The following is a 25,242-nucleotide window of genomic DNA, read 5'->3' as shown; positions in this document are numbered from 1 at the left end:
CGAAAGGCAATCGGACTATCAAATCGACGGCCTTCAGCCGCCTAGGGGACCAGTTCACTCGCGGATGCCGGCAATGACGGAAAGCATGCGCTCTTCGACGACGAGTACACCTTGAAGTGGCGCTTCAGCGACGAACCGGTGCACAACCAGAAGCTCTCGATTATTCGCGACGACAACAACGTTATCCAGGGCAGGACAGATGCATCGGGAAAGACGGGGCTGCAGCGCGGGGTGGACGCCGAAAGCGTACGCCTGCGGATTGAAGATTAATCAGCATGATCCCGAGCAAATACATAACGCAGCAAGCGCACATTTGCTTCAAAAAGGGAAATCCCGGACATGACCACGACTGAACGTATCATTCCCGCGACCATAGCAGAGGATGGATCTGCGCACTACACGTCCGTCATGTCGGCGCCGGACGACAGCACAGCGGTTTGTTATATGGTTCCGAATCGCGTCATCCCTGTGATCTTCGTTCCGGGGGTCATGGGAAGCAACCTCATGGGGACTAACGGGCAATACAAGGGCAGTCCGGTTTGGTTGGCCAATGGAGAGGGAGGGATGGCGTGGGGTTGGATAGGTAGGGGCGCTGAGGTACGAAAGAAAAAACTGGATCCGAATACAACGGGGGTCTATGAAGATGGTGATATTCCGTCCGGGACCGCGCAGAGTGAGGTGGAATTGCGCCGGCGCGGCTGGGGGACGGTGGCGAAGATGAGTTATGGAACGTTCCTTCCCTTCCTGGAAAATGCACTGAACGATGCGCATGAGTGCAAGGCAGGTTTCCGGGCGAGCCTAATGAAAAAACTTGTGGCCGATGCCCCCGGCGTAAGCGTGCTGTCACATGATGAAGTTGCGCTGTCATACAAGTATTGCATGCCAGTTCACGCGGTCGGATATAACTGGCTGCAATCCAACTCGGATTCGGCAAAATATCTTGCGGCAAAGATCAAGGAGTTTGCCGACTACTACAAAAAGCAGAACAAGCTCTGCGAGAAAGTCATTATCGTTACCCATTCCATGGGGGGGCTCGTGGCACGGTATTACTCGGAAGTCGATGGGCATCGTGACAAGGTACTGGGGATCGTCCACGGCGTGATGCCAACCACCGGGTCAGCGACAGCCTACAAGCGTGTCACGTCCGGCAGCGAAGGGGCTGCTGGCCCGGTGCTCGGGCCGGACAATTCCACGATGACACCGGTATTTGCGCAGTCTCCGGGGCCGCTGCAACTGCTTCCGGCCGTGGAGTATGGGATGGGGTGGCTCAAACTCAGGAACGGCAAGGAGCAGACCTCACTCCCGGTGAAGGATCCCTATCGTGAGGTGTACGCACGACGAGGCCAATGGTGGAGTCTCGTCAACGACAAGCAGATCAACCCGATGGATCCGGAGAAGAAGAATATTGATGCGGACTGGGATGCCTACGCATCTTTAATAATGAATAGTATAAAACCGTTCCATGAAGCGATGCGGGGGAAATTTCATCGTGCCACCTATGCGTTCTACGGCAACGATGAGAAGCATAAGACATGGGGTGATGTGGTCTGGGAGAGCAAACTGAACCCGGTGCTGAAGTGGACCGATTCATATGCGAAGGTCGACCACCTCGAAAATGGACAGGTACTACAGGACAGTGGGACTGGTAATCAGTCGCTTCTGCAGCGCAGTGGAGGCGACCCGATCTATATGCAATATAACCTGATGCCACCCGCTGAAAACGGCGACGGAACGGTACCGGTCCGGTCCGGTCGTGCCCCTGCGGGGCAATCCGGTGTGCAGGCCTGTGTGGCCTACCCAGGGGTTGACCACGAGGGTGCGTACAAGAACCGTCCACAGCAGTACTTCGCGCTATGGGCTGTCACCAGGATAGTTTCCAACGTCAACGGTACGGTATTGGAATACAAGTGATGACGCTCCGAGAAAACAAATGGTTTTTTTTGCTTCCATTGCTGGTCGTTTCCGCGTGTGGACGCCAGTTGGCCCCCTTGACCGAGCAGGAGAGACATCACATGAGTGACCTGACCCAGAACTTAAAACCGTATTGTACGGGGCGGTATCTGATTGACATGCCGGCCGATGTGCTGATGACGGGTGGCGCGACCGTGCAGGGCGTGAGGATCGAATCGAAGGCAATGACGCATGAAGCGTATCTGCAGGAGGTCGCGAGCCGCAAGGCGGAACTCCGGGGGACGAAGAGCATTGACCCGTATCCATTTCTCTATGCCGATGATGCGATCGACGGTCCGGATACGCACTACTTTGTCTATCGAGGGAACTTGAGTGATGGGCCGGCGAATCGCGTTTTCGAAGCGTACAAGTGGGATCGTGGTTATCGATTCAAGCTTGGAATCGTAGGGACGGACTTTCTTCATCCGGATCAAACAAGCGATCCCATTGTTCAGCAGATCAACATAAAAAATGATGTTCCAAGAAAGACACAACTCATATTCGACCTCGTCAAAAGACTCCGCTGGCGCAGCGAGGATGAAATACCTCGGGAACCGGGTCTCTGCTTTTTTGGTGCTTTTCTTCCTGGGAAAGCAACGGACAAGGAAGATGTCGGGACACAGTTTGTGTTTCGGGAAAATCTGGATGTGAGTATCGGCGTAGGCAGCGATTCAGATATTCGCGAGTCCAATACGTTATTGCAGCGCAGTGCCGAAGTCAGCCGCGATCTGAGTGCGATTGGGGGAAAGACTGTGCGCAAAGGCACGGTCAAATTGCAGGGCATTGACGCGGAGGAGTGGCTCCTTACCGGCAAGACGGATCTGGGCATTCAAGGGACCAAGTGCTTACTTGAGGCGAATTCAACGACGAGCGACGCACAGTCGCCGCTGCTGACACTTGAGCTGAACACAGGCTCCCCAAATGCCTTTATGCGGGATCGCATCAATGCCGCGTCGATGAGCGTGAGCGAAGCCGTTGCCGTGTGGGATATCGTGTCCCGCACACTTCGTCCGCGCCCGAACGGTTTCTGAGGCAGGAACGGATGCCTCTAGATTTTGCCAGACTCCCCCGGAAAGGCCCATACCGGATGACCCGCCCTCGCGGCTCCGCTGGACGATTGTTCTTTCCTGATGCGATCGTCGGCGCTTTCGTCGTGCTGTTTCTCTGGCCAAAGGGCGAACCAACCCAGACGCCGTGGTTCTGGACCTGCGTGACGGTTTAGCTGTACGGCGTCGCCGCATTCGTGGTCCTGCGGCGCTACAGTGCTTACGAGGGCCGCCGGCGGGGCGCCATCGTGTGAAACAACGCCCGTGAAAACTATGTGACCGACGTGTTTGGGCGGACCGGTCGTCCGCTCGGCGTTTTTGCCGCGACCACAATGTTTGCCAGTGAGACGAGCGAGAGGCGATTGGAAATTGCTGGAAGGGTCAGTCAAGCTCGAACCGCGGACGGCTCTGAAGCCCGACACTCAACGCGCCTTGTCTCGAGCCGCCGGACAGAACCATCGATGGGATCCGGTTCAGGAACGACGACGAGCGCTGACGGCATGTCCTCGCACGCGCGTTCAGCGAGGTGACTGACGCGGTCGCGGAAGCGGTACATTCGTTGCCACCACACTTGCGATTGAAGACGTTTCAGATGCTCAAATAACTGGGGCTCGAGCCAAATACAAGGAGAGAGTGCGATCGAAACGCTGTAAACGTTTGCGAACACCTGTCCCCTTAAAGCGTCTCCTGAAGTTTATTTATTTGCTGCCGTAAACTCGTGCGCGCGTCCCGATTTTCTTGTCGAGCCCGCCAACGAGTCGCGCCGACGTCATTACGGCGGCTCTTTTTGCAGCTGAATTCAATCAGGCGCATCAAGGTCCACCAGCCGCCGCCGCATTAACGCCTACCCGCAACTTTTTTTCCTCCATCCAGGTGTCGTTCATGCTGGCAGATTCGCCGGGTCGCGCGCAGTCGCTTCGACCATCAGGCTCGCGACCGCGCGCGGCCATTCGCGCGCTCGATGAGGTCGCGCGCGCCGCCGACGCGGTGATGTATCCCACGCTCGCGTGCGACGGGCGGGGTGAACGAGTGGTGAACAAGGAGATTTTTCCATGATGAGCGTGGCGGGCTGCATCGTCTACAAGCACAACGTGTGGCTCGTCGTCGTCGCGCTGCTGATCTGCGCCGCGGGCTCGTGGGTCACCGCGCGGCTCGTCCTGCGCGCATTCGCCACGCATTCGCTGCAGCGCATGGGCTGGTCGTTCATCGCGGCCGTCGTCGCCGCCGCCGATATCTGGTGCACGCACTTCGTCGCCATGCTCGGCTTCGAACCGGGCGTGCCGATCGCCTTCGACCCCGTGCTGACCATCACGTCGCTGCTTATCGCGCTCGTGGGCAGTTTCGCGGGATTCCTGCTCGCCACGAGTCAGTCCGCGAATCGTCTCACGCGTGCGGCGCCCGCGCTGGGCGGCGCGATCGTCGGGCTGGCGGTCGCGCTCATGCATTACGCGGGCATGCTCGCGTATCGCGTGGAAGGCATCGTGATCTGGAATCGCATTGGGATCGGCTTGTCGTTCGTGTTTGCGCTCGCGATCAGCGCGCTTGCGCTGCATCTCGCCGGCGTGGCCGCGAAGCGCCCGCAGGAAAACGCGGCCAGCGCGCGCGCCAGCGCCGACGCGTCCGCGCGCCTCGTGGCGGGCGTGCTCGCCCTGGCCATCGCCGCGCTGCATTTCACCGGCATGTCCGCGTTCCAGGTCGTGCCGATGCCGCTCGACGGACACTTTTCGAATCCCGCCGCGTTGCACGCGCTCGCGCTCGCCGTGGCGTGCATGGCGCTCGTGATCGCGGGTGCAGGCTGCGTGAGCTTTCTGCTCGACGACAGCGTGCGCGCCGAATCCGTCGAGCATCTGCGCACGATGGCGATGAGCGACATGCTCACCGGCCTGCCCAATCGCGCGAGCTTCAACGCACGCATCGACGCCGAACTGGCGCGCACGCAGGACACGCGCAAGCTCGCGCTCATCGGCATCGACCTGAACCGCTTCAAGGAAATCAACGACCTGCATGGCCACCATGCCGGCGACGAAGTGCTGCGCATTCTCGCGCGGCGTCTTTCGAGCCTGATGCACGAAGGTGAGTTCGTGGCGCGCGTGGGCGGCGACGAGTTCGTGGCGCTTACGCGCTTCGCCTCGCGCGAGGAACTCGGCGATCTGCTCTCGCGCCTCGAGACCGCGCTGTACCGGCCGGTGCGCTACGACGACGCCGAAGTGCTCTCGGGCGCCAGCCTTGGGGTTGCCATCTACCCCGACGACGCCACCACCAAGACCGTGCTCATCAACAACGCCGACCTCGCCATGTACCGGGCGAAGGCGGACCTGGCGCAGTCGGTGTGCTTCTACGAGCCGGCGATGGACGAGATCGCGCGGGCGCGCCGCTCGCTCACGCACGACCTGCGCGAGGCACTCGCGCGCGGGCAGTTGAGCGTCCACTACCAGGTGCAGACCTCGATCGCGAGCGGCGAGATTTGCGGCTATGAGGCGCTGCTGCGCTGGGAGCATCCGCGGCTCGGCTTCATCTCGCCCGCCGAATTCATTCCGCTCGCCGAAGAGAACGGCCTCATTCTGGGCATCGGCGCCTGGGTGCTGCGCGAGGCGTGCATGCGTGCCGTTTCGTGGTCGCCGCCTTACAAGGTGGCCGTGAATCTTTCGCCCGTCCAGTTCTCGCACGCGGACCTGCCGAAGCTCGTCGAGACCGTGCTGGTCGAGACCGGCCTCGCGCCCGAGCGACTGGAACTGGAACTCACCGAAACGACAATTTTCGCGGACCGCGAGCGCTCGCTCGACGTGCTGCAGCGAATCAAGGCGATCGGCGTGAGCATCGCGCTGGACGACTTCGGCACCGGCTACTCGTCGCTCGACACGCTGCGCTCGTTCCCGTTCGACAAGATCAAGCTCGACCAGTCTTTCATCAGCGAAGCCGAGTCGAGCCGCCAGGCCACCGCGATCATTCGCGCGGTGCTCGCGCTCGGCAAGAGCCTCGGCATTCCGGTGCTGGCCGAAGGCATCGAAACCGAGGCGCAGCTCACGCTGCTCGCCGACGAAGGCTGCGACGAAGTGCAGGGCTATCTGCTCGGCCGCCCGGCGCCGCTCAGCCATATCGTGGCGAGCGGGCAGCTGTCGCTGCTCGCCGACGACGAAGAAGCGCTGGGCGCGGTGCGAGGTTAAGCGCTCTCGCCGCCGTAGTCCACGAAGCGCGGCGCGCATTGCGGCTGCCATGCGCCGCCGCTGTTCGCGAACGCGCCGCGCGCCGTGTTGTGCGCATCGAGCGGCGCTTCCGCAAGACTCAGCACCGGCGTGACGCACGCGTCGCTGCCTTCGAATACGGCGGTCCATTCATCGCGCGTGCGCGTGGCGACCGTTTGGGCGATCCGTTCCTGTACACGCGGCCAGTGCGCCCGGTCGCGCTGCGGCAATTCGAGGAGGTCTTCGGCGCCAATCGCTTTCATGAACGCGGCGTAGAACTGCGGCTCGATGCAGCCCACGGCGATATAGCGGTCGTCCGCGCAACGATAGGTGCGATAGAAGGGCGCGCCGCCGTCGAGCAGATTCGTGCCGCGCTCGTCCCGCCAGTGCCCCGCCGCGTAGAAGCCGTACATCATGCTCATGAGCATGGCCGCCCCGTCGGTCATCGCGGCGTCGACCACGCAGCCTTCGCCTGTCGAACGCGCGCGCAGGATGGCGGCCACCACGCCGAACGCGAGCAGCATGCCGCCGCCGCCGAAGTCGCCGACCAGGTTCAGTGGCACCACGGGTTCGCCGCCCGCGAGGCCCACCGCATGCAGCGCCCCGGAAATCGCGATGTAATTGATGTCGTGGCCCGCTGTGCGCGCGAGCGGGCCCGTTTGCCCCCAGCCCGTCATGCGTCCGTAGACGAGCGAGGCGCGCCGCGCGCGACACACGTGCGGGCCCAGCCCGAGCCGCTCCATCACGCCCGGGCGAAAGCCTTCGATCAACGCATCGGCGCTCGCAATCAGGTCGAGTGCGCGTGCCATGTCGTCTCGGCTTTTGAGGTCGAGCGCGACGTATTCGCGCCCGCGCGCAAGCGGCCCGAACGGCGCGGGGGCGCCCTCGCGGCCGATGCAGATCACGCGCGCGCCCATTTGCGCGAGCAGCATGCCGCAGAACGGTGCCGGGCCGAGCCCCGCGAATTCGACGACGGTAACGCCTTCCAGAGGCTTGATCATGTGTGCTTTCCTGCCCGCTTGCCAGTGTGTCGATTCACGCGCCCTCACAGCGTGCGCGCGATGATTTCCTTCATGATCTCGTCCGTGCCGCCGTAGATGCGCATCACGCGTGCATCGACCCACGCGGTGCCCACCACATACTCGGACATGTAGCCGTAACCGCCGTGCAGCTGCAGGAATTCGTCGAGCAGCTGGTTCTGCAGTTCGGTCGCGTTGAGCTTCGCCATGGCGGCGTCCACGGGCGACAGTTCGCGGCGCAGGTGCCGCGCGATGCAGTGATCGACATAGGTGCGCACCATCTCCGCCTTCGCGCGCGCATGCGCGAGCTTGAAGCGCGCATTCTGGAAATCGAAGATAGCCTGGCCGAACACCTTGCGATCGCGCGTATAGCGGATCGTGCGCTCGAGCATGCCCTCGATCGACGCGGCAGCGCGCACCGCGATCACGAGCCGCTCCTGCGCGAGTTCGCGCATGAGGTACGAGAAGCCCTGGTTCTCCTCACCAAGCCGCTGCGTGACGGGCACGCGCACGTCCTCGAAGAAAAGCTCGGACGTGTCTTGCGCGCGCAGGCCGATCTTGTCGAGCTTGCGGCCCTTGCTGAAGCCATGCGTGCCCTCTTCGACCACGATCAGCGAGACGCCCTTGCCGCCCAGTTCGGGCGCAGTCTTGCAGACCACCACCACGAGGCTCGCATTCTGTCCGTTCGTGATGAAAGTCTTCTGGCCGTTGATGACGTAGTGGTCTCCATCTTTGCGCGCGGTGGTGCGCACGGACTTGAGATCGCTGCCGGTGCCAGGCTCCGTCATGGCGATGGCGCCGATATGCTCGCCGCGCGCGAGCTTCGGCAGCCACTCGCGCTTTTGCGCCTCGGTGCCGTACGCGAAGATATAAGGCGCAACGATGTCCGAATGCAGCGGAAAGCCGATGCCGCTCGCATTCACGCGCGCCAGCTCCTCGATCATGATGGCCGCGTGGCCGAAGTCGCCGCCGCCACCACCGTACTCTTCGGGAATCGTGCAGCACAGCAGGCCTTCCTCGCCCGCACGCCGCCAGACCGACTTGGGCACGATGCCTTCTAGTTCCCATTGATGATGGAACGGCACGATTTCGCGCTCGATAAAGCGGCGGGCCTGATCACGGAAAATCTCGTGATCGTCACGGAATACGGTGCGCATAGGGGAAGTCTCCAGTGTCTCGTGCAATTTCGTTTTCCGTATCAAACCGCGGTCTGGCGGTAGCGTTCCTTGAGAATGCGCCGCAGCAGCTTGCCATTGTCGTGGCGCGGCAGCGCCTCCTCGAAATCGACCGAGCGCGGCACCTTGATATGCGAAAGGCGCTCGCGGCAGAACGCGATCAGCTCCTCGGCGAGCTGCGGGCTCGCGGCGTCGCGCTCGCGCGGTTGCACGACCGCTTTCACGGCCTCGCCGAACTCGGGGTGCGGCACGCCGATCACCGCGGCGTCGGCCACGGCGGGATGCTCGGCGAGCACGTTTTCGATCTCCTGCGGATAGACGTTCACGCCGCCGCTGATGATGAGGTCCACCCGCCGGTCGCTCAGGTACAAATAGCCTTCCGCATCGACATGCCCGATGTCGCCGTAGGTCGCCCAGCCGTGGCGGTTGTAGACGCTGCGCGTCTTCACCGGATCGTTGTGGTACTCGAAAGCGGGGCCGCCTTCAAAGAACACGCGGCCAACCTCGCCCACAGGCAGTTCGCGATCCTCATCGTCGACGATATGGATCTGTCCGTATTTTGGGCGCCCGACCGAGCCGCGATGCGCGAGCCATTCGCCGGAGTCGATCGCCGTGAGGCCCACGCTTTCCGAGCCCGCGTAGTACTCGTAGATCACGGGGCCGAACCACGCGATCATCTGCTCCTTGATGTGCGGCGGGCAGGGCGCGGCGGCGTGGATCGCCACACGCAGGCTGCTCACGTCGTATAGCGCGCGCGTGGTCCCGGGCAGATTCAGGAGGCGGATGAACATCGTCGGCACCCACTGGCTGTGCGTGACACGGTAGCGCGCGATGGCGTCGAGCGCGGCCTCGGCGTCGAACTTCTGCAGCACGATGGCGCGAGCGCCCGTGTGCAGCACGCGCATGAGGTAGCGCAGCGGCGCGGCGTGGTAGAGCGGCGCGGTGCTCAGGTAGACGGAATCGGCGCTGAAGCCGAACGTCTTGCGCCATGCCGCGGTTTCGGTGTCGTCGGCGTCGCGCTGTTCGAACGGCACGAGCGGCTTGCGGATGCCTTTGGGCAGGCCGGTCGTGCCCGATGAATAGAGGAAGTCGCGTCCGCGCGGCAGCGGCGGCAACGGCGCGCTCGCATCGACCGCGGCGAGCGCCGCTTCGAACGAAGCAAAGCCGGGCAGCGTTCCACCCGCACCCGCACCCGCACCCGCACCCGCACCCGCACCCGCAACGAAGCAGGCGACGCCCTGCGCCGCGCCTTCGGCCACGAGCGTGGCGGCGAGTTCATGCATGGCCTGTGAAACGATCAACACGCGCGCGCCGCAGTCCTTAAGGACGTGCGCGGCCTCGCGTGTTTTCAACTGGATGCTGATGGGGGTGTAGTAGAGACCGGCGCGCTCGGCGCCGATGGCGATGACGGCGAGCGCGGGCTGATTCTCGAACAGCAGTGCGATGCCGTCGCCGGGTTGCAGGCCGAGGCCAAGGAGCCAGTGCGCGATGCGCTCCGCGCGTGCGTCCAGCTCCCGGTAGGTGATGATCTGGTTGAGTGCGGGGAAGCACAGGGCTTCCCGCGTGGGTGCTGCTACAGCTAGTTCCCGGACACGCTCCACGGTCTCGTCTCCATGTCATGCGCGGCGCCAGTCATGCTGCCGAGCGCTGCCTCCACGCGCCTGACGAGCGACATCAGCCGAGGGGCGATGTCGTCGGTCAGCTGGTTGCCGCTGATGTTGAAAACTGCAATCGAACAGCTAAAAACCCAATACTCGTCGTCGATCGGGGCGGACAGCGGAATCGCCACCGAATGGATCTCGCGCTGCATGTCGCCATGCGAGAGCGTGCAGCCGTGCGCGCGCAACTCCTGGTGTGCAAGCTCGAGGCGCTGCGCGAGCAACTCGCCCTTGGCGGGGTCGCGCGCGAGCGTTTCCTGCAAGTACTGCTCGCGCTCTGCGCCCGGCGCGGTCCACAGATACGCGCGGCCCGACGCCGTGCGCGAAAGCGAGAGCCGCGTGCCCGTTTCCGAGCGATACACCGCGCTGCCTTCGCCCTGAATCACTTCGGCGTACGCCATGTTCAGGCGGTAGCCCACCGCGAGAGTCACCTGGCCGTGGCAGTAGTCGGCCAGCTCCTGCATCATCGGCCGCGCGATCTGCCGGATCGTCATGCGGCCGAGCGCCGGGGCGGCGAGGCTCAGCATCTCCGTGCCGAGCACATACTTCGAAATGCGCTCCGAATAGCGCAGCAAGCCGAACTCCGCGAGCGTGTTGATGAGCCGCAGCGCCGTGGGCTTGGGCAACCCCGTGCGCTCGACCAGATCGCGCGCCGACAGCTCCGCGTCTCCCATCGAAAAGCACTGCAGGATCCGGATGCCGCGCGCGAGCGCGCTCACGAGCTGCGAGTCGGCGGCGTCGTCGGTGCGGGAGTTGGCCTGATCGTTCATTTCGGGTCCTTCGTCGGGGTAAGGGCGCGGCGCGCCGGTGCGGCTCGCGGCAAACCCCGGATTCTAGCTTCCTGTCGCACGCCGGAACAATTTTTTAAGACAGCTGGCTCATTTTTCCGCGTTCTTAATGCCGCGCCGCTCGCAGCCGCGTGCTGACGTCTCTTTTTTCGATCTCTGGGGATCAAGTCGCCTAAACAGTGTCGCGGAACGTGAGGCAGAAATCAATAAAAATGAGTCATAAGTACCGAAATATGTTTATCACTATTGAAATTGCGAGCTGGTGACGTGTATTTTGAGTCATGTGATTCATTTTTTTGTCACTTTCAACCGTTGAGAGAACCATGACCAACAGCGCGGTAATCGTCGACGCAGTGCGCAGCCCAATGGGCCGGACCAAGGCGGGCGGCGCTTTCGTCGATCTGCATCCCGTGGATCTGCTCTCGCAGGTCCTCCAGCAACTGATCGTGCGCAACGATCTCGACCCCGGCAGCGTGGACGACGTGATGATCGGCTGCGTGAGCCAGGTGGGCGAGCAGGCCTCCACGCCCGGCCGCCTCGCGTGGCTCGCGGCGGGCTTTCCGGAACACGTGCCGTCCACCACCATCGAGCGCAAGTGCGGGTCGAGCCAGCAGGCGATCCATTTCGCGGCGCAGGCGATCATGGCGGGTGTGAACGAGATCGTCGTGGCCGGCGGTGTCGAGTCGATGAGCCGCGTGCCCATGGGCTCTTCGCGCATCGGCCGCGATCCGTACGGCGCGCTGTACCACGCACGCTATCCCGAAGGCATGGTCGGGCAGGGCGTGAGTGCCGATCTCGTGGCGCAGAAGTGGGCGCTCACCCGCGAGGCGCTCGACAGCTACTCGGCCGAGTCGCACCGTCGCGCCGATGCCGCGCGCGCCGCGGGCCAGTTCGCGCGCGAGATTGTGCCGATCGACGTGCCGGGCACCGAAGGCGTGCGTCGCGTGGACCTCGACGAAACCATCCGCGCCGGCACGACCGTCGAGCGGCTCGCGGGCCTCGCGCCCTCGTTCGAGAGCGCCGAACTCGCGGCGCGCTTTCCGGGCATCCGCTGGAACGTCACGGCGGGCAACGCCTCGCAAATCTCGGATGGCGCCTCGGCGCTGCTCATCATGAGCGAGCAGAAGGCCGCGCAATTGGGACTGAAGCCGCGTGCGCGCATCGTGGCGTTCGACGTCTGCGGGGACGATCCGCTGATGATGCTGACCGCCCCCATTCCCGCCACGCAACGTCTGCTGAAGAAGCGCGGCCTCACCATCGACGATATTTCGCACTTCGAAGTGAACGAGGCATTTGCCGCCGTGCCGCTCGCCTGGCAGAAGGCGCTGGGCGCGGACGCGGCGCGGCTGAACCCGGCGGGCGGCGCGATTGCGCTCGGGCATCCGCTCGGCGCCTCGGGCGCGCGGCTCATGACCACGATGCTCAATTCGCTCGAAGTGAACGGCGGTCGCTACGGCCTGCAGACGATGTGCGAGGCGGGCGGCATGGCCAACGCGACCCTCATCGAACGCCTCTAAAGCGCGACCACGAACAACGAAGGAGAAACGACAGATGGACGAACAGAACAAATTCGCCGGCACGGTAGCGGTGGTGACGGGCGGCGCTTCGGGGCTGGGTCTCGCGAGCGCGAAGCGACTGCTGGCAAAAGGCTCACAGGTCGTGATCGCCGACCTCGCCAGCTCGCGCGGCGCGGCGGTGGCCGATGAACTCGGCGCGCACGCGAGCTTCGTGGCTGCCGATGTGACGAGCGCCGACGACATGAACGCTGTATTCGAGGCGGCTACGGAGCGCGGCACGCTGCGCTCGCTGGTGCATTGCGCAGGCCGCGGCGGCGCAGTGCGCCTGATCGAGAAGGACGGCTCGCCGGGCTCGCTCGAAGCCTATGAAAACGTGGTGCGCGTGAATCTCTTCGGCACCTTCAACGCGCTGCGCCTCGCGGCGGCGGCGATGGCGCGCAACGAGCCCGATGCGGGAGGCGAGCGCGGCGCTTGCGTGCTCACGGCTTCGGTGGCGGCGTATGAAGGGCAGATCGGGCAGGTGCCGTATGCGTCGTCGAAGGCGGGCGTGGTGGGCATGACGCTCGTGGCCGCGCGCGACCTGGCGAGCAAGGGCATCCGTGTGTGCACGATCGCGCCAGGCCTCTTCGACACGCCGCTGCTCGCGCGTCTGCCCGAGGAGATTCGCGAATCGCTCGGTCGCATGGTGCCGTTCCCGCCGCGACTGGGTGAAGCCGACGAATTCGCCGCGCTCGCGCTGCACATTCTCGAGAATCCGATGCTCAACGGCGAGACCATTCGCCTTGACGGCGCGATTCGCATGCAGCCGCGCTGAGCGAGGCCGACCATGAGCGACGAATTGCTGATCGAATTCCGCGACGGCATCCAGATCCTCACCTGATCTGCGGCTCGCCATCATCACCGGCGCGGGCGGCACGTTTTGCGCGGGCATGGACCTGAAGGGCTTTCTCAAAGGCGAGCGGCCGAGCCTGCCGGGCCGCGGCTTTGCCGGGCTCACTGAAGCGCCGCCGCGCAAGCCGCTCATTGCGGCGGTCGAGGGCTATGCGCTTGCGGGAGGATTCGAAGTCGTGCTCGCGAGCGATCTCGTCGTGGCCGCGAACAACGCGCAGTTCGGTTTGCCCGAAGTGAAGCGCGGGCTATGCGCCGCGGCTGGCGGATTGTTGCGTCTGCAACAGCAGTTGCCGGAGCGCATCGCGATGGAACTCGTGCTCACCGGCGACATGTTCGGTGCGCAGCGGGCCTTCGAGTTCGGCCTCGTCAACCGTCTCACCGCGCCGGGGGAAGCACTGGCGGGCGCAATTGAACTCGCGCAGAAGATCGTGGCAAACGGCCCGCTCGCGGTGGCTGCGAGCAAGCGCGTGATGCGCGAGTCGCGAGACTGGTCCAGTATGGAGATGTTCGCGCGTCAGCGCGAGATCACGGACCCGGTGTTCGCCTCCGCCGACGCGCGAGAGGGCGCGGCGGCGTTTGCGGAGAAGCGCATGGCGGTGTGGCAGGGCAAGTAGGGTTCCCTTTCGTCAAGCGTGCGTGAGCGTTCTTCGCAGTGCCGCGAAGAACAACTCCGACTGCAATCGCTCGCCCTGAATCTGGTCGGCCACGCGCTGCGCGAGGCCGGCCGCCACGGGCCGCAACGCGCGCCCGGTGGAGACCGCGAGCACCTGAGCGGCGCAGGCGCGCTCGAGGTAATAGAGGTCGTCGAACGCGTAGTCGATGCGCTCGCCGCACACCACTACGCCGTGGTTGCCGAGGAAGCCGATATCTCTACCGTCGAGCGCATGCGCGATGCGCTCGCCTTCCTCGGGGCCGAGCGCGAGCCCGTTGTACTCGCGGTCGAGGGCGACGCGGCCGTGATAGCGCATCGCGTTCTGCGACAAGGTCGTATCGAGCCCGCAGTCCTCCGTGAGCGTGAGAGCGGTTGCGTACGGCATGTGGGTATGCAGCACACAGGCCTTCTTCGCAATGCCGTGGATGGCGGCGTGGATGAACATCGCCGTCGGCTCCACGGCATGGCGGCCCGCCATCACATCTCCCTGTGAGTCGACGATGACGATATCGTCCGCCATCACCTCGCTCCACATCAGGCCGCGCGGGTTCAGCAGAAAGAGGCCGTCTTCGCCGGGCAGCGCGACGCTGAAGTGATTGCAGACGCCTTCGCCGAGCCCGAAATGCGCGGCGGCACGCAGCGCGAGCGCGAGGTCCGCGCGCAGCGTCGCGATTTCCGGGTGGTGGAACAGCTCGTCGCTCTCAATGGCTCCAGCATGATGCACAGCGTTGCTCATGGGTCGTGGCTCCTGTTGTTCAAATGACCGCGTTGCGTCTGCCTCGCAACCCGCGTTCCTCATTCGCCGTCCAGCGCGAGCGGCACTTCGAGCCCCACCTTCACGCGGCTCATGCTCACCAGCGTCTTGAACCGCTTCACGTTGTTGTTCGAGAAGAATAGCTCGCGCGTGAGTTCCGTGTACTGGTCCATGTTTCGCACCGCGAGAATCAGTACGAAATCCCACTCGCCCGCGACGTAGTAGCACTGCTGAATCTGCGGACAGCGCTCAAACGTGCGCTTCATCGCGTCGAGCAAGTCGATCTGCTCGCTTTCCACCTCGACGGTCGCGACGATCGTGATGGGATGATCGACCTTCTCGGGCGAGACGATCGCCGCGTAATGGTCGATCACGCCTTCGTCGGCGAGACGGCGCAAACGCCGGTTCACAGCAGCCGTGGAGAGGTTCACGCGCACGCCGAGTTCGTTTTGGGGAGTCTGGGCGTCGCGCTGGACTTCCATCAGGAGTTTGCGGTCGAAGGAGTCGAGATGTGTCGCCATTTACGCAGGAGCCTGAAAGTCGATATTTTTTTGCGTGACGTGACCGCATTATGAGACTTTTTCGCGAGGGCTGCGCAATATCATTTCGACATCGCAAGTCCACCGGAGCCTACCCATGCTGTTCGCCAACCCGCGCGCCACGCGCCATGCCTATCCCGAAACGCTCGGAGCCATCCTGAACGTGAAGTCGGGCGACGAGAGCCGGGCATGGCTCGCCGGTTGGTCGCTAATCAGCCCGGAGTCCACGCCGCTCTGGGATCTGGACGGTGCAGCGGCGCGTCTGGGCGTTGCTCGCATTGCACTCAAGGACGAATCGTTTCGTTCTCCTCTTGGCAGCTTCAAGGCGCTGGGCGCACCCATCGCGCTGATGCGCCTCATCATGCGCCTGTGGCCCCTGCAGGAGATCGATCCTCGCAAGCTGATCGAGGGCCGGTACGGCGAAATGGTCACGAACCTCACGGTCATCAGCGCGACCGATGGCAACCACGGCAAGGCGCTCGCCGCAGCCGCGCAATCGATTGGCTGCAACTGCGTGATCGTGCTTCATGCGAACGTCAGCGCGGAGCGCGAAGCGGCGATCGCCGCGTACGGCGCGCGTATCGTTCGCATCGCGGGCAACTATGACGAATCGGTCGAACATGCGGCGCAACTGGCGAAGGCGAACGGCTGGCACGTTGTTTCCGATACGTCCTATGACGGCTATGAGGCGATCCCGCGCGACGTCATGCAAGGCTACGGCACCATCGCGGCGGAGGTCATCGAACAGTCCGGCGATGCGTGGACGCACGTGTTTCTGCAGGGCGGCGTGGGCGGGCTCGCGGCCGGCGTAGCCAGCTACCTGTGGGAGCATCATGGCGCGGCGCGTCCGCGTTTCATCGTGGTCGAACCGCGCCAGGCCGACTGCCTGTATCAAAGCGCCATCGCCGGCCGGGCAGCGAAAGCCACCGGGTCGGTCGATTCCGTGATGGCGGGCCTTGCGTGCGGGGAGACGTCGCCGCTCGCGTGGCAGATACTCGAGCAGTGTGTCGATGACTTTATGCTGATCGACGACGAGGACGCCGTAGAAGCGATGCGTAGCCTCGCCACCGGCGCGGCAGGCGACGTGCCGATCGTATCGGGCGAATCGGGCGCGGCAGGGCTCGCGGGCCTCGCGACGCTCATGCGCGATCCCGCTCTTGCGCGTGCAGCAGGGCTCGACGCTACCTCACGCGTGCTGCTGATCAGCACCGAGGGTGCCACAGCGCCCGGCGTGTACGCGGAACTGGTCGGCGTTTCCGCGGAAACCGTGGCGGCACGCCGCGACGCCTGGCTGAGCCAGGTCGCGCAGTAACCGAAAAGAGGACACCCACATGGAAAGCACACTGCAAGGCCAACTCAAAAGCTGGCGACAGTATCTGCACCAACGTCCCGAAACCGGCTTCGAGGAGATCCATACCGCCCATTACGTGGCGAACATCCTGGAGACACTGGGGCTCGAAGTGCACCGCGGCATTGGCGGCACGGGGCTCGTGGCGAACCTCACGGTGGGCGACGGCAAGCGCGTGATCGGTGTGCGCGCCGATATGGACGCGCTCAATATCGCGGAGCAGGCGCCGGGCCGAGCGCATGCCTCGTTGAACGCGGGAAAAATGCACGCATGCGGGCACGACGGCCACATGTCGATGGTCCTCGGTGCAGCGCGGCTGCTCGCCGAGCAACGCGATTTCGACGGCACGGTGCGGTTCATCTTCCAGCCGGCCGAGGAGCACGGCCGCGGCGCCAAGGCGATGATGGCGGACGGCCTGTTCGATCGGTTTCCTGTCGATGCGATCTTCGGCGCGCACAACATGCCGGGCATGCCCGCCGGCACTTTTGCCACGCGCGCGGGCGGCATCATGGCGAGCGAGGATAACTTCGTCATCCATATCAAGGGACGTGGCACGCACGCGGCGCGCCCGCACATGGGGGCCGATCCGATCGTCATCGCCGCGCAAATCGTGCTCGCGCTGCAAACCATCGTGTCGCGCAATCTCGATCCGAGCCTGCAGGCCGTGATCTCCTGCACGGAGTTCATCACCGACGGCATTCGCAACGTGATTCCCTCGAACGTGATCATCAAGGGCGATACGCGCAGCTATTCGAAGGAGGTGCAAGCGCTGCTAGAAACCCGCATGCGGGAAGTCAGCGTCGGCATTTGCCGCACGCACGGCGCCGAATGCAGCTTCGAGTACACGCACGAATTCGCGCCGACCGTGAATTCGGAGCAGTTCGTCGAACTGGCGGTGAGCGCCGCGCGCAACGTGGCGGGAGACGCAGCCGTGGACGCCAACGTGCAGCCGATGATGATCTCCGAGGATTTCGGCGCGTTCCTGCAGGTCGTGCCCGGGAATTTCATCTTCATCGGCAACGGCGACGCGCCGGAGCGCGGCGGGATTCCGCTGCACAACGCCGGCTACGATTTCAACGACGACATCCTGATGACCGGCGCCCGCTACTTCGCGGAAATCGCGCGCCTGGCGTTGCCGGTCGGAACCAACCGATCATGAATACGCTGAATCTGAACGGCGAAGTGCTGCTTCGCCAACTGCGCGAACTGGGTGAAATCGGCGCCGATCCGCAAGCGGGTGGGCGCACACGCATCGCGCTCACCGACGACGAAAAAGACGGTCGCGACCGTGTGGTTGCGTGGATGCGCGAACTCGATCTCGACGTGCACATCGACCGCATCCGCACGCGTGCCGTTCTTCTGCGCGTGAGCGGCTCCTGGGATGTCTTCGGCTCAGCCGGCGCTGGGCGCCGCCTACGCCGTGGCGGCGCCCGCCCGGGCTGCGGCAGCGGCTCGCACCACGCCTGGCGGCGCAATCCTGTGAACACCTCCCCTTAAACCCGGCTTTTCGAGCGATTAACCGGGGGAGGGTTGCCCGACAATCTCTAGAAACGCGGGGTGGGCTCGCACTTTCTCGAGGCAGATATGTCAAGCAGCATTACGATCACGGACGAACTGGTTGCTGAAATCGCGGAACGGATGGCCGATGAGGGCCAGAAGGTTTCTCCCATGGCCATCTGGTCCGAGGTTCATACCGGCTCGGTGGTCGCAGTGGCTGCCTCGCTGCGCAAGTGGCGCGAGGAGCGCGCGCCGCGCGTGCAGCAAGTCGTGGAACGCCCTGCGTTGCCGGAAACCGTGACGGATACGATGCGCGACGCGCTCGACCGTCTGTGGACGTCGGCGCAGGACGAGGCCGAGCGCGCCGTGGCGCGCCGCCTGCAGTCGATGCGCGAGCGCGTCGAGGACGCGTGCAATGAACGCGACAACGCGCTCGAAGAGTTGCAGACCACGGTCCAGGAACTCGACGCCCTGCAAGTGCAGCTGGATAAGATGACGCGCGCCTACGAGACGAAGGCCGATGCCGGGTCGGGTCTCGAGGAAGACATCGCGAGCGCGATGCAGCGCGCCGACGCAGCGGAAAAGCGCGCTGAGGAACTGGCCGAGCGCGTTTCGGCGCTCGAGGCAGAGCTGGAACGCGCGGTCGCCGAACTGGCCGCGGAGCGCGAAGCGCACGCGGCCCAGGCCGCGCAAGCCGAAGCCGCTGCGGCAGCCGCAGAGGCGGGCGAGCAGGCCGAGCCGGCTGCCTCGAGCGGGAGTGACGAAGCGGAACGCGTAGCGCTCGAAGCGGCCCATGCGGAAGCGGTTGCGAAGCTCGAGGGCGAACTGGAAGCGATTCGCGTGGCGCTGCAGGCCGAGCAGGAAGCGCACGCGGCCCAGCGTGAACAGGCCGCCGGTGCCCAGGCGGAGCGCGATGCCGCCGCCACCGAACTGCAGAATGCCCAGCAGCAGCTCGCCAGCCTGAGCGACGAGCGCACGGCCGACGCCTCCGAAATCGCGCGTCTCACGGCGAGCCTGACCGAGGCGCAGGAGCGCGCCGCCGCCGCGCAGCAGCAGGCGACCGAACTCGCCGAACTGGGCGAATTCGCCAAGGCCGCGGAATCGAGCGAAGCCGCAGAGGGCGCAGCCGAGGCACAGCCCGCGGCCGCCGATCCGGAGGAAGTCGAGACGCTGAAGGCCCAGCTTGCCAGCGAGGCCGCCAAGCACGTTGCCGCGATTACCGATGCGCGCGAGAACATCAAGCGCTGGTCCGAGTACGCGAACGGACTGAAGCAGCAACTGGCCCAGGCCAACGAAAAGGCGATCGTGGGTCTGGCCCGCAGCGCCGGCGAAGCCTCGCTGAGCCGCCGCCTCGCCGCCGAGCTGGGCCAGGTCGTGCCGGAGCATGAACTGCTGCGCAAGGAGTCCCAGCAGCAAGTGGTCGTCGAAGCGGTCAGCGCCCATCTCGAGCAGCAGGGCTATGCCTACGACGCCAAGACCGGCATGGTGACGAAGCTGAGCACCGAAAACGCGCCGGCTTGAGCGCACCGTAGCCCTTTGATGGCGCATCGCGCGTGCGATGCGCCGAGCCGTTTCTCCATGCCCGCTGCCTCAGTGCAGCGGTTTTTTTTGCCTCTTCCCGAGGGATCCGCTGACTGCCCGTGCGCGGGCATCGGGACAAATGCCGACTTCCAGCCAGCCGAACGCCCGCTTTCCCGAAAACGAATTGTTGGCTTTGCGCGCCTGAACCACACTGGCACCTGTCCAGTGGCGCGCACAAACGAATCAGGCGGCCGCCGCGCAGCAGACTCCAAAGCACACATAAGCCCCCAAGGCAAAGGAGGAGACATGACGCGACCCGAGACGCAGCACGGGAGCATCGGCAAACAGGGACGCGGACGGCCCGCACGGGCGAACCTGCGCGGCGCGCTGGCGGCGGCGCTGGCCATCGCGCTCGCGCCGTCGTTCGCGCACGCCACGGAGTGGCGCGTGGGCGTGGAACTGCCGCTCACCGGCGCGCTCGCGCAGGCGGGCACCGAGATGTACCGCGGCATTCAGGTGGCGGCCGACATCTACAACCGGCGCCATCCGCAGGACAGGATCACGCTGGTGGCCGTCGACGACGAATCGAACCCGGCCAAGGCCGTTGCCGCCGTCGAGCAGCTTGCCTCGCAGCACGTGGTTGCGATTGCGGGCGCAGCCAATTCGAACTGCGCCGGCCCGGCTTCGGAAGCCGCGAGCAAGGCGGGACTCGTCTATGTGACGTCCGGCGGCACGAGCGATGACATGGTCACGCGCGGCCTGAAGAACTTCTTTCGCGTGAGCAACACGCCCGGCTACACGAAGGGCATGGTGGGGCTCTTCAACACGCTGGGCGTAAAGTCGGTGGCGATCGTCTACTCGACGAAGGATGCGACGAGCGACCTCGCCAGACAGCTTGATACGGCGCTCAAGGCGCAGGGCGTGAAGACCTTCCTGCATGCCTACGATCCCTCGATCAGCGACTTCAAGCCGCTCGTCAACAAGGTCAAGCTGCAGGACAAGCCCGACGCCATGGCGATGCTCGGCTATGAGAACGACTACGTGGGCATTCTGCGCGCCTCGCGCGTGCTCAAGCCCGACCTGAAGGCGATTGCGGCGCCATGGGCGTTCGCGAGCCCGAAAATGGCGCAGTCGTTCCCCGACCTCGTGCCGAACGTGTATGGCGCGACCGTGCTCTCCTCGCCGGCTGACTACCGCTCGGCGGACCAGCGCGAGTTCTCCGATACGTACCAGCGGCTCTTCAAGACCACCTCGAACTATCAGTCGCAGACGTCGTTCGTCTACGCGCAACTGCTGTTCGACGCGATCGCGAACGCGCAGAAAGCGGGCACGCTCGGCAATGGCGGTCTGGCCGACACCCTGCGCGCCACCCGGCGCGACGACACCTTCATTGGCAAGGTCGCGTTCGACGCACGCGGCGACAACGCGAACTACGTGGCGCACATGGGCCAGTTCGCGCGCGACGGCAAGCTTGCGCTCGTCTGGCCCGCGACCTACGCGACGGCGAAGCCGGTGTATCCGGGCGTGCCGTGGTAACAAAAACATAGAACAACGAAACAGGGCGAGCGCCGCATCTGAACGGCGCCGCTTCCTATTACCGAGACTCAGGTTTGGAGGTTCGATGGTCCGCTTCGCGACTCGCAGCAAGCCGTGCGCCCTCGTGCGCGCACTCTTTCGCATCGGCGTGGGCGCCGCAAGCGCCTGCGCGCTGCTCGCCCACACGCCCGCCGCATTTGCCGACACGCTGCCCGTGGGGGTGGAGTTGCCGCTCACCGGCTCGATGGCACGCGCAGGCAACGCGCAGCTCGAAGGCGTCCGGCTCGCCGCCGATCTCTTCAACAATGGCAACGGCAAGCACAAGGTCGCGCTCACCGTGGTCGACGACGAGGCGCAGCCCGCCAAGGCCGTTTCGGCGGTGGAAAAGCTCGCATCGCAGGGCGTGCTCGCCATTACGGGCGGCTACGGCTCCAATTCGGTGAGCCCGGCTTCGGAAGCGGCCGACAAGGCGGGCATCGTCTATATCACCTCGGGGGCCGTGGACAGCGCGATGACCACGCGCGGCCTCAAGCACTTTTTCCGCATCGGGCCCGCATCGGGCTACTCGAAGGCCGTGGTGGGACAGCTGAACGCCATGGGCGTGAAGTCGGTTTCGATTCTCGCCTCGACGAAGCAGGCCACCAGCGACCTCAGCAACGAAGTCTCGACGCAACTGCACGCGCAGGGCGTGACGGTGACGGTGCACGCGTTCGACCCGGCGATGACGGACTTCAAGCCGCTCGTGAACAAGGTGCGCCTGCAGGACAAACCCGAAGTTCTGCTGATGATCGCTTACGAGAACGACTATATCGGCATTCTGCGTGCGGCCAAGGTGCTGCGCCCGCAACTGAAAGCCGTGATGGGTGCGTGGTCCATCGTCACGCCGAAGATGACCGCCGACTATCCCGATCTCGTCAACAATGTGATCGGCTGCGCGATGCTGCCGTACCCCGCGGACTTCGGCACGGCCGACGGACGGGCCTTCGTGCAGGCATATCAGGCTGCGTATCACAAGGAGCCCGACTACCTGGCCGAATTCGCCTACGTGCAGTCGCGGCTGCTGTTCGACGCCATGGCGCGCGCCGCGGACGCGGGCACGCTCAAGCAGGACGGCATTGCCGCCGAACTGCGCGCGAAGCCGCACGACACGCTGATCGGCAAGGTGAGCTTCGCGCCGAACGGCGACAACCCCGCTTTCCTGAACAACATGGCGCAGATCCAGGGCAACCGCATCGTGCTCGTGTGGCCGAAAGAGCGCGCCACGGGCAAGTTGAAATACCCCGCGCTGCCTTGGTAAATGCGCGCGCAACGAAGGAGGAGCCGCGATGACGGACCTGTTGCTGCAATCGCTGTATTCGGGCGTGCTCGTGGGCGGCGCCTACGCGCTCGTCGCGCTGGGCCTCGCGCTGGTGTTCGGCTCGATGCGCATCATCAATCTCGCCCACGGCGAGCTGGTGCTGCTTGCCGCCTATATCGCCTACACGTTCGAGACGAAGCTCGGCCTGAACCCCGTGTTCGCGATTCCGGTGGCGATTCCGGTGGTCTGCGCCGCCGCCGCCGCCGCGTGGTATCTGGTTAGCCGCATCAAGCGCGACCGCGAGCTGAACTCGCTGATCCTGACTTACGGGATCGGCATCGTGTTGACCAACGCCGTGCTGCTGGGCTGGGGGGCCGACGTACGCTCGACCGGCAGCGCATGGCTGCAGGACAGCGTGATGCTCGGCAACCTGCTTTCCATGCGCAGCGAAGTGCTCTCGTTCGGTATCAGCGTCGCGCTGATGCTCGCGCTCTGGTGGTGGCTCTCGCGATCGTGGTATGGGCGCGCCGTGCGCGCGATCTCCAGCAACCGCGACGCGGCGCGTCTGATGGGCATCGACCCGCGCAAGACCGAACTGATCTCATTCGTCGTGGCGGGCCTGCTCGCTTCGTGCGCGGGCGTATCGATCTACGCGTCGAGCGCGATCCAGCCTTCCATTGGCGAAGCGCTGACCGTCAAGGCGTTCATCATCACGGTGCTCGCGGGCGTGGGCTCGATTCCCGGCGTGCTGGCCGGCGCGATGCTGCTCGGCATTACCGAGGCGCTCACCGTCACGCTCGCCAGTTCGGCGCTGCAGGAACTCGCGGGCATGCTGCTGTTTCTGCTCGTGCTCTACGTGCTGCCGGACGGCCTGTTCGGTGTGGCGAAACGAAGGGGATGAGATCGATGTCGACATTGAAAACCACAACGGGCTGGTCCGGCCCGCGCCTGGCTGGGCTCGCGGTGGCGCTGGCCGTGCTGTATGCCGGCGTGCCGCTCGTGTTCGGGCAGAACCTGTATCTGATGAGTCTGGCGGTGGCCTCGCTCACGATCGCGGGCGTGGCGCTCGCGTGGGCGCTGCTCGGCAATCTGGGCGGCATGGTGAGCTTTGGGCACGCGGCGTTTTTCGGCGTGGGTTCGTATGTCTCCGCGCTTCTCACGCTCAAGGCCGGCTGGCCCGTGTTTCCCGCGATGCTCGCGGGTGGCGTGGGGGCGGCAGTCGCCTCGCTTGCCATGGCGCCCGCGCTGCGCCTGAAGGGGCCGTACTTCGCGCTTGCCATCCTCGCCTATGCGCAGATCTTCCGCATCATCGCGACCGAATGGTCCGATCTCACGGGCGGCGCGAGCGGCCTTTCCAGCATTCCGGCGCTGCCGAAGGTCGCGGGCTTCGATTTCAGCAGCAAGAGCGGCGGGTATCTCGTCGTGCTCACGCTGGTGCTGGTGTTCGCCGCGATTTACGCGCGGCTGCGCGGCAGCCATGTGGGACTCGCGCTGCGGGCGATGCACGAGTCGGAGGACGCGACGCGCGTGGTGGGCGTGAACAGCGTGATGCTCAAGCTCGCCATGCTGATGCTCTCGGCGCTGATGACGGGGCTCGTGGGCGCATTCAACGCGCACTACATCAATTTTCTCGAACCCGATTACGCGTTCAACGCGAGCTGGGCCGTCGTGCCGATCATCGCGGCGATCTGCGGCGGCTATCGCACCATCCTCGGACCGCTCGTGGGCGCGGTGACGGTCTACCTGGTCGATCAGCTCGTGCTCAAGAGCCTGCTGCCGACGGGGCATCAGATCGTGCTGGGCATCCTGCTCGTGGCGATGATCATCGTGAGCCCCGCGGGTCTGACCGCGCTGCGCTTCAAACGTACCCGGCGAGGTGTCTATGCAGCAAGCTGAACAAGCAGCCGAACTGCGCCTGCAGGATGTCTCGATCCGCTTCGGCGGCATCACGGCAGTCAACGGTGTATCGCTCTCGCTCGGCACACGCGACGTGGTGGGGCTGGTCGGCCCGAACGGCGCGGGCAAGACGACGCTTTTCAACGCAATTTCGGGGCTCGTGCGGCCCACGAGCGGATCGATCCGATTCGCCGACGTGGATCTGTTGAAAGCGCCGCTCTATCGGCGCGCGCGCCTTGGCATCGGGCGCACGTTCCAGGTGCCGCAGCCCATGCACGAACTCACGGTGCGCGAAAACCTGATCGTCGCGCAACGCTTCGGCACGGGGCGAGTGGACGAGGCGCGCATCGACGAAATCCTCGCGTTCCTGGGACTCGAAGGCAAGGCGCAGCGCGACGCGGCCACGGAACTCGCGCTCACCGAACTGAAGGCGCTGGAGGTGGCGAAGGCGCTCGCGACGGGGCCGAAGCTGCTGTTGCTCGACGAAGTGCTGGGGGGCCTCGAGACGGCCACCAAGCGCCGCTTCATGCAAACGCTGCTGGCGGTGCACGAGCGATACAACGTAGGCATCCTGATCATTGAGCACGATATCGAAACCGTGATGAACCTGTGCAGGCGCGTGTGCGTGCTCAACTTCGGCAAGCTGATCGCCGATGGGCCGCCTGCCGAAGTATTCCGCGATCCCGAGGTCGTGCGCAGCTATACGGGGGAGGCCGCCCATGCTTGATGTCGATGGCGGTCTAAATCCGCGCAAATCTGGCGGCGTCACATAGAGGCGGTGTGACGCGAGAGCAAAAAAAGAACTCGCGGAAATGACCAACGCATCGTGACCGGGGCTAGTTGATGCAGGGCACGGTGAAGGGAGCCCGTAGGGCGACTGGAGACGTGCCCTGCATCGGGGCGTGCCGTCCGCATGGTAGAAAGGCGTTTGCCGAAGAAGAACAACAGGTGCAGCGCCGGCCTCAACCGCCAAGTC

At 64.7% G+C, this 25,242-nt stretch carries 21 protein-coding genes and 2 pseudogenes; 17 read left to right on the top strand and 6 right to left on the bottom strand.

Translation table 11 applies throughout. From position 1 onward, the window contains the following. The first annotated feature begins 111 nt into the window (after positions 1–111). From M3I53_RS34425 to M3I53_RS34405, 5 genes are all read left to right on the top strand, one after another. Complete coding sequence (locus M3I53_RS34425) at positions 112–270, top strand: hypothetical protein (RefSeq protein WP_254320249.1); 159 nt, start codon at positions 112–114, stop codon at positions 268–270. Between the two features lie 69 nt (positions 271–339). Beyond that, the gene (locus M3I53_RS34420) at positions 340–1,911 is read left to right on the top strand and encodes a triacylglycerol lipase (protein ID WP_254320248.1); all 1,572 of its coding nucleotides are present in this window, start codon (positions 340–342) and stop codon (positions 1,909–1,911) included. 101 nt (positions 1,912–2,012) lie between these two features. Beyond that, positions 2,013–2,981 (top strand): T6SS immunity protein Tli4 family protein, encoded by a 969-nt coding sequence (locus tag M3I53_RS34415; RefSeq protein WP_254320247.1) that lies wholly within the window; start codon positions 2,013–2,015, stop codon positions 2,979–2,981. A 753-nt stretch (positions 2,982–3,734) separates the two neighbouring features. Next, positions 3,735–4,052, top strand: coding sequence for a hypothetical protein (locus tag M3I53_RS34410; RefSeq protein ID WP_254320246.1), 318 nt, complete (start codon positions 3,735–3,737; stop codon positions 4,050–4,052). Beyond that, complete coding sequence (locus tag M3I53_RS34405; RefSeq protein ID WP_254320245.1) at positions 4,049–6,160, top strand: bifunctional diguanylate cyclase/phosphodiesterase; 2,112 nt, start codon at positions 4,049–4,051, stop codon at positions 6,158–6,160. Before M3I53_RS34410 ends, M3I53_RS34405 begins: the two co-directional genes overlap by 4 nt. Here M3I53_RS34405 and M3I53_RS34400 read toward each other — a convergent pair. The 4 genes from M3I53_RS34400 to M3I53_RS34385 are packed head-to-tail and all read right to left on the bottom strand — an operon-like array spanning position 6,157 to position 10,800. Then, positions 6,157–7,179 carry a CaiB/BaiF CoA-transferase family protein gene (locus M3I53_RS34400; protein ID WP_254320244.1) on the bottom strand — a complete coding sequence of 341 codons (1,023 nt, stop codon included), beginning with the start codon at positions 7,177–7,179 and terminating at the stop codon, positions 6,157–6,159. The genes M3I53_RS34405 and M3I53_RS34400 overlap by 4 nt on opposite strands. A gap of 44 nt (positions 7,180–7,223) precedes the next feature. Then, positions 7,224–8,354: an acyl-CoA dehydrogenase family protein gene (locus tag M3I53_RS34395; RefSeq protein WP_254320243.1), complete on the bottom strand. Its 1,131-nt coding sequence runs from the start codon at positions 8,352–8,354 to the stop codon at positions 7,224–7,226. 41 nt (positions 8,355–8,395) lie between these two features. Further along, on the bottom strand, positions 8,396–9,973 hold the full coding sequence (locus tag M3I53_RS34390) for an AMP-binding protein (RefSeq protein ID WP_254320242.1): 1,578 nt from the start codon (positions 9,971–9,973) through the stop codon (positions 8,396–8,398). Next, positions 9,952–10,800, bottom strand: coding sequence for an IclR family transcriptional regulator (locus M3I53_RS34385; protein WP_254320241.1), 849 nt, complete (start codon positions 10,798–10,800; stop codon positions 9,952–9,954). The genes M3I53_RS34390 and M3I53_RS34385 overlap by 22 nt, the downstream gene beginning before the upstream one ends. Before the next feature lie 341 nt (positions 10,801–11,141). Here M3I53_RS34385 and M3I53_RS34380 point away from each other — a divergent pair, with 341 nt between their 5' ends. From M3I53_RS34380 to M3I53_RS34370, 3 genes and pseudogenes are all read left to right on the top strand, one after another. After that, positions 11,142–12,335 (top strand): thiolase family protein, encoded by a 1,194-nt coding sequence (locus M3I53_RS34380; protein ID WP_254320240.1) that lies wholly within the window; start codon positions 11,142–11,144, stop codon positions 12,333–12,335. Positions 12,336–12,369: 34 nt separating this feature from the next. Then, positions 12,370–13,149, top strand: coding sequence for an SDR family NAD(P)-dependent oxidoreductase (locus M3I53_RS34375; protein ID WP_254320239.1), 780 nt, complete (start codon positions 12,370–12,372; stop codon positions 13,147–13,149). A 55-nt stretch (positions 13,150–13,204) separates the two neighbouring features. After that, positions 13,205–13,840: pseudogene (locus M3I53_RS34370) on the top strand (crotonase/enoyl-CoA hydratase family protein); the annotation flags it as partial. Positions 13,841–13,852: 12 nt separating this feature from the next. On the opposite strand, the gene M3I53_RS34365 reads toward M3I53_RS34370, so the two are convergent. Then, entirely contained in the window at positions 13,853–14,614 is a 762-nt protein-coding gene (locus tag M3I53_RS34365) for an aldolase (RefSeq protein ID WP_254320238.1), read from the bottom strand. A gap of 59 nt (positions 14,615–14,673) precedes the next feature. Continuing rightward, positions 14,674–15,153 (bottom strand): Lrp/AsnC family transcriptional regulator, encoded by a 480-nt coding sequence (locus M3I53_RS34360; RefSeq protein ID WP_254320237.1) that lies wholly within the window; start codon positions 15,151–15,153, stop codon positions 14,674–14,676. 115 nt (positions 15,154–15,268) lie between these two features. Here M3I53_RS34360 and M3I53_RS34355 point away from each other — a divergent pair, with 115 nt between their 5' ends. From M3I53_RS34355 to M3I53_RS34315, 9 genes and pseudogenes are all read left to right on the top strand, one after another. Continuing rightward, a complete protein-coding gene (locus tag M3I53_RS34355; protein ID WP_254320236.1) occupies positions 15,269–16,483 on the top strand; it encodes a diaminopropionate ammonia-lyase in 1,215 nt (404 codons plus the stop codon). A 19-nt stretch (positions 16,484–16,502) separates the two neighbouring features. Continuing rightward, positions 16,503–17,678 carry a M20 aminoacylase family protein gene (locus tag M3I53_RS34350; protein WP_254320235.1) on the top strand — a complete coding sequence of 392 codons (1,176 nt, stop codon included), beginning with the start codon at positions 16,503–16,505 and terminating at the stop codon, positions 17,676–17,678. Beyond that, positions 17,675–17,860: pseudogene (locus M3I53_RS34345) on the top strand (Zn-dependent hydrolase); the annotation flags it as partial. The gene M3I53_RS34350 and the pseudogene M3I53_RS34345, both read left to right, overlap by 4 nt. 243 nt (positions 17,861–18,103) lie before the next feature. Beyond that, a complete protein-coding gene (locus tag M3I53_RS34340) occupies positions 18,104–19,537 on the top strand; it encodes a DNA-binding protein (protein ID WP_254320234.1) in 1,434 nt (477 codons plus the stop codon). A gap of 306 nt (positions 19,538–19,843) precedes the next feature. Continuing rightward, positions 19,844–21,073: an ABC transporter substrate-binding protein gene (locus tag M3I53_RS34335; RefSeq protein ID WP_254320233.1), complete on the top strand. Its 1,230-nt coding sequence runs from the start codon at positions 19,844–19,846 to the stop codon at positions 21,071–21,073. Positions 21,074–21,158: 85 nt separating this feature from the next. Continuing rightward, complete coding sequence (locus M3I53_RS34330; RefSeq protein WP_254320232.1) at positions 21,159–22,370, top strand: ABC transporter substrate-binding protein; 1,212 nt, start codon at positions 21,159–21,161, stop codon at positions 22,368–22,370. A 28-nt stretch (positions 22,371–22,398) separates the two neighbouring features. After that, positions 22,399–23,271 (top strand): branched-chain amino acid ABC transporter permease, encoded by an 873-nt coding sequence (locus tag M3I53_RS34325; protein ID WP_254320231.1) that lies wholly within the window; start codon positions 22,399–22,401, stop codon positions 23,269–23,271. Positions 23,272–23,276: 5 nt separating this feature from the next. Continuing rightward, positions 23,277–24,266, top strand: a complete 990-nt coding sequence (locus M3I53_RS34320) for a branched-chain amino acid ABC transporter permease (RefSeq protein WP_254320230.1) — start codon at positions 23,277–23,279, stop codon at positions 24,264–24,266. Then, entirely contained in the window at positions 24,253–24,993 is a 741-nt protein-coding gene (locus M3I53_RS34315) for an ABC transporter ATP-binding protein (protein ID WP_254320229.1), read from the top strand. Before M3I53_RS34320 ends, M3I53_RS34315 begins: the two co-directional genes overlap by 14 nt. Positions 24,994–25,242 lie beyond the last annotated feature (249 nt).

It is taken from the genome of Paraburkholderia sp. CNPSo 3272, assembly GCF_024206495.1.
Taxonomy (GTDB): Bacteria; Pseudomonadota; Gammaproteobacteria; order Burkholderiales; family Burkholderiaceae; genus Paraburkholderia.
This window is presented reverse-complemented; position numbering and strand designations above follow the sequence as displayed.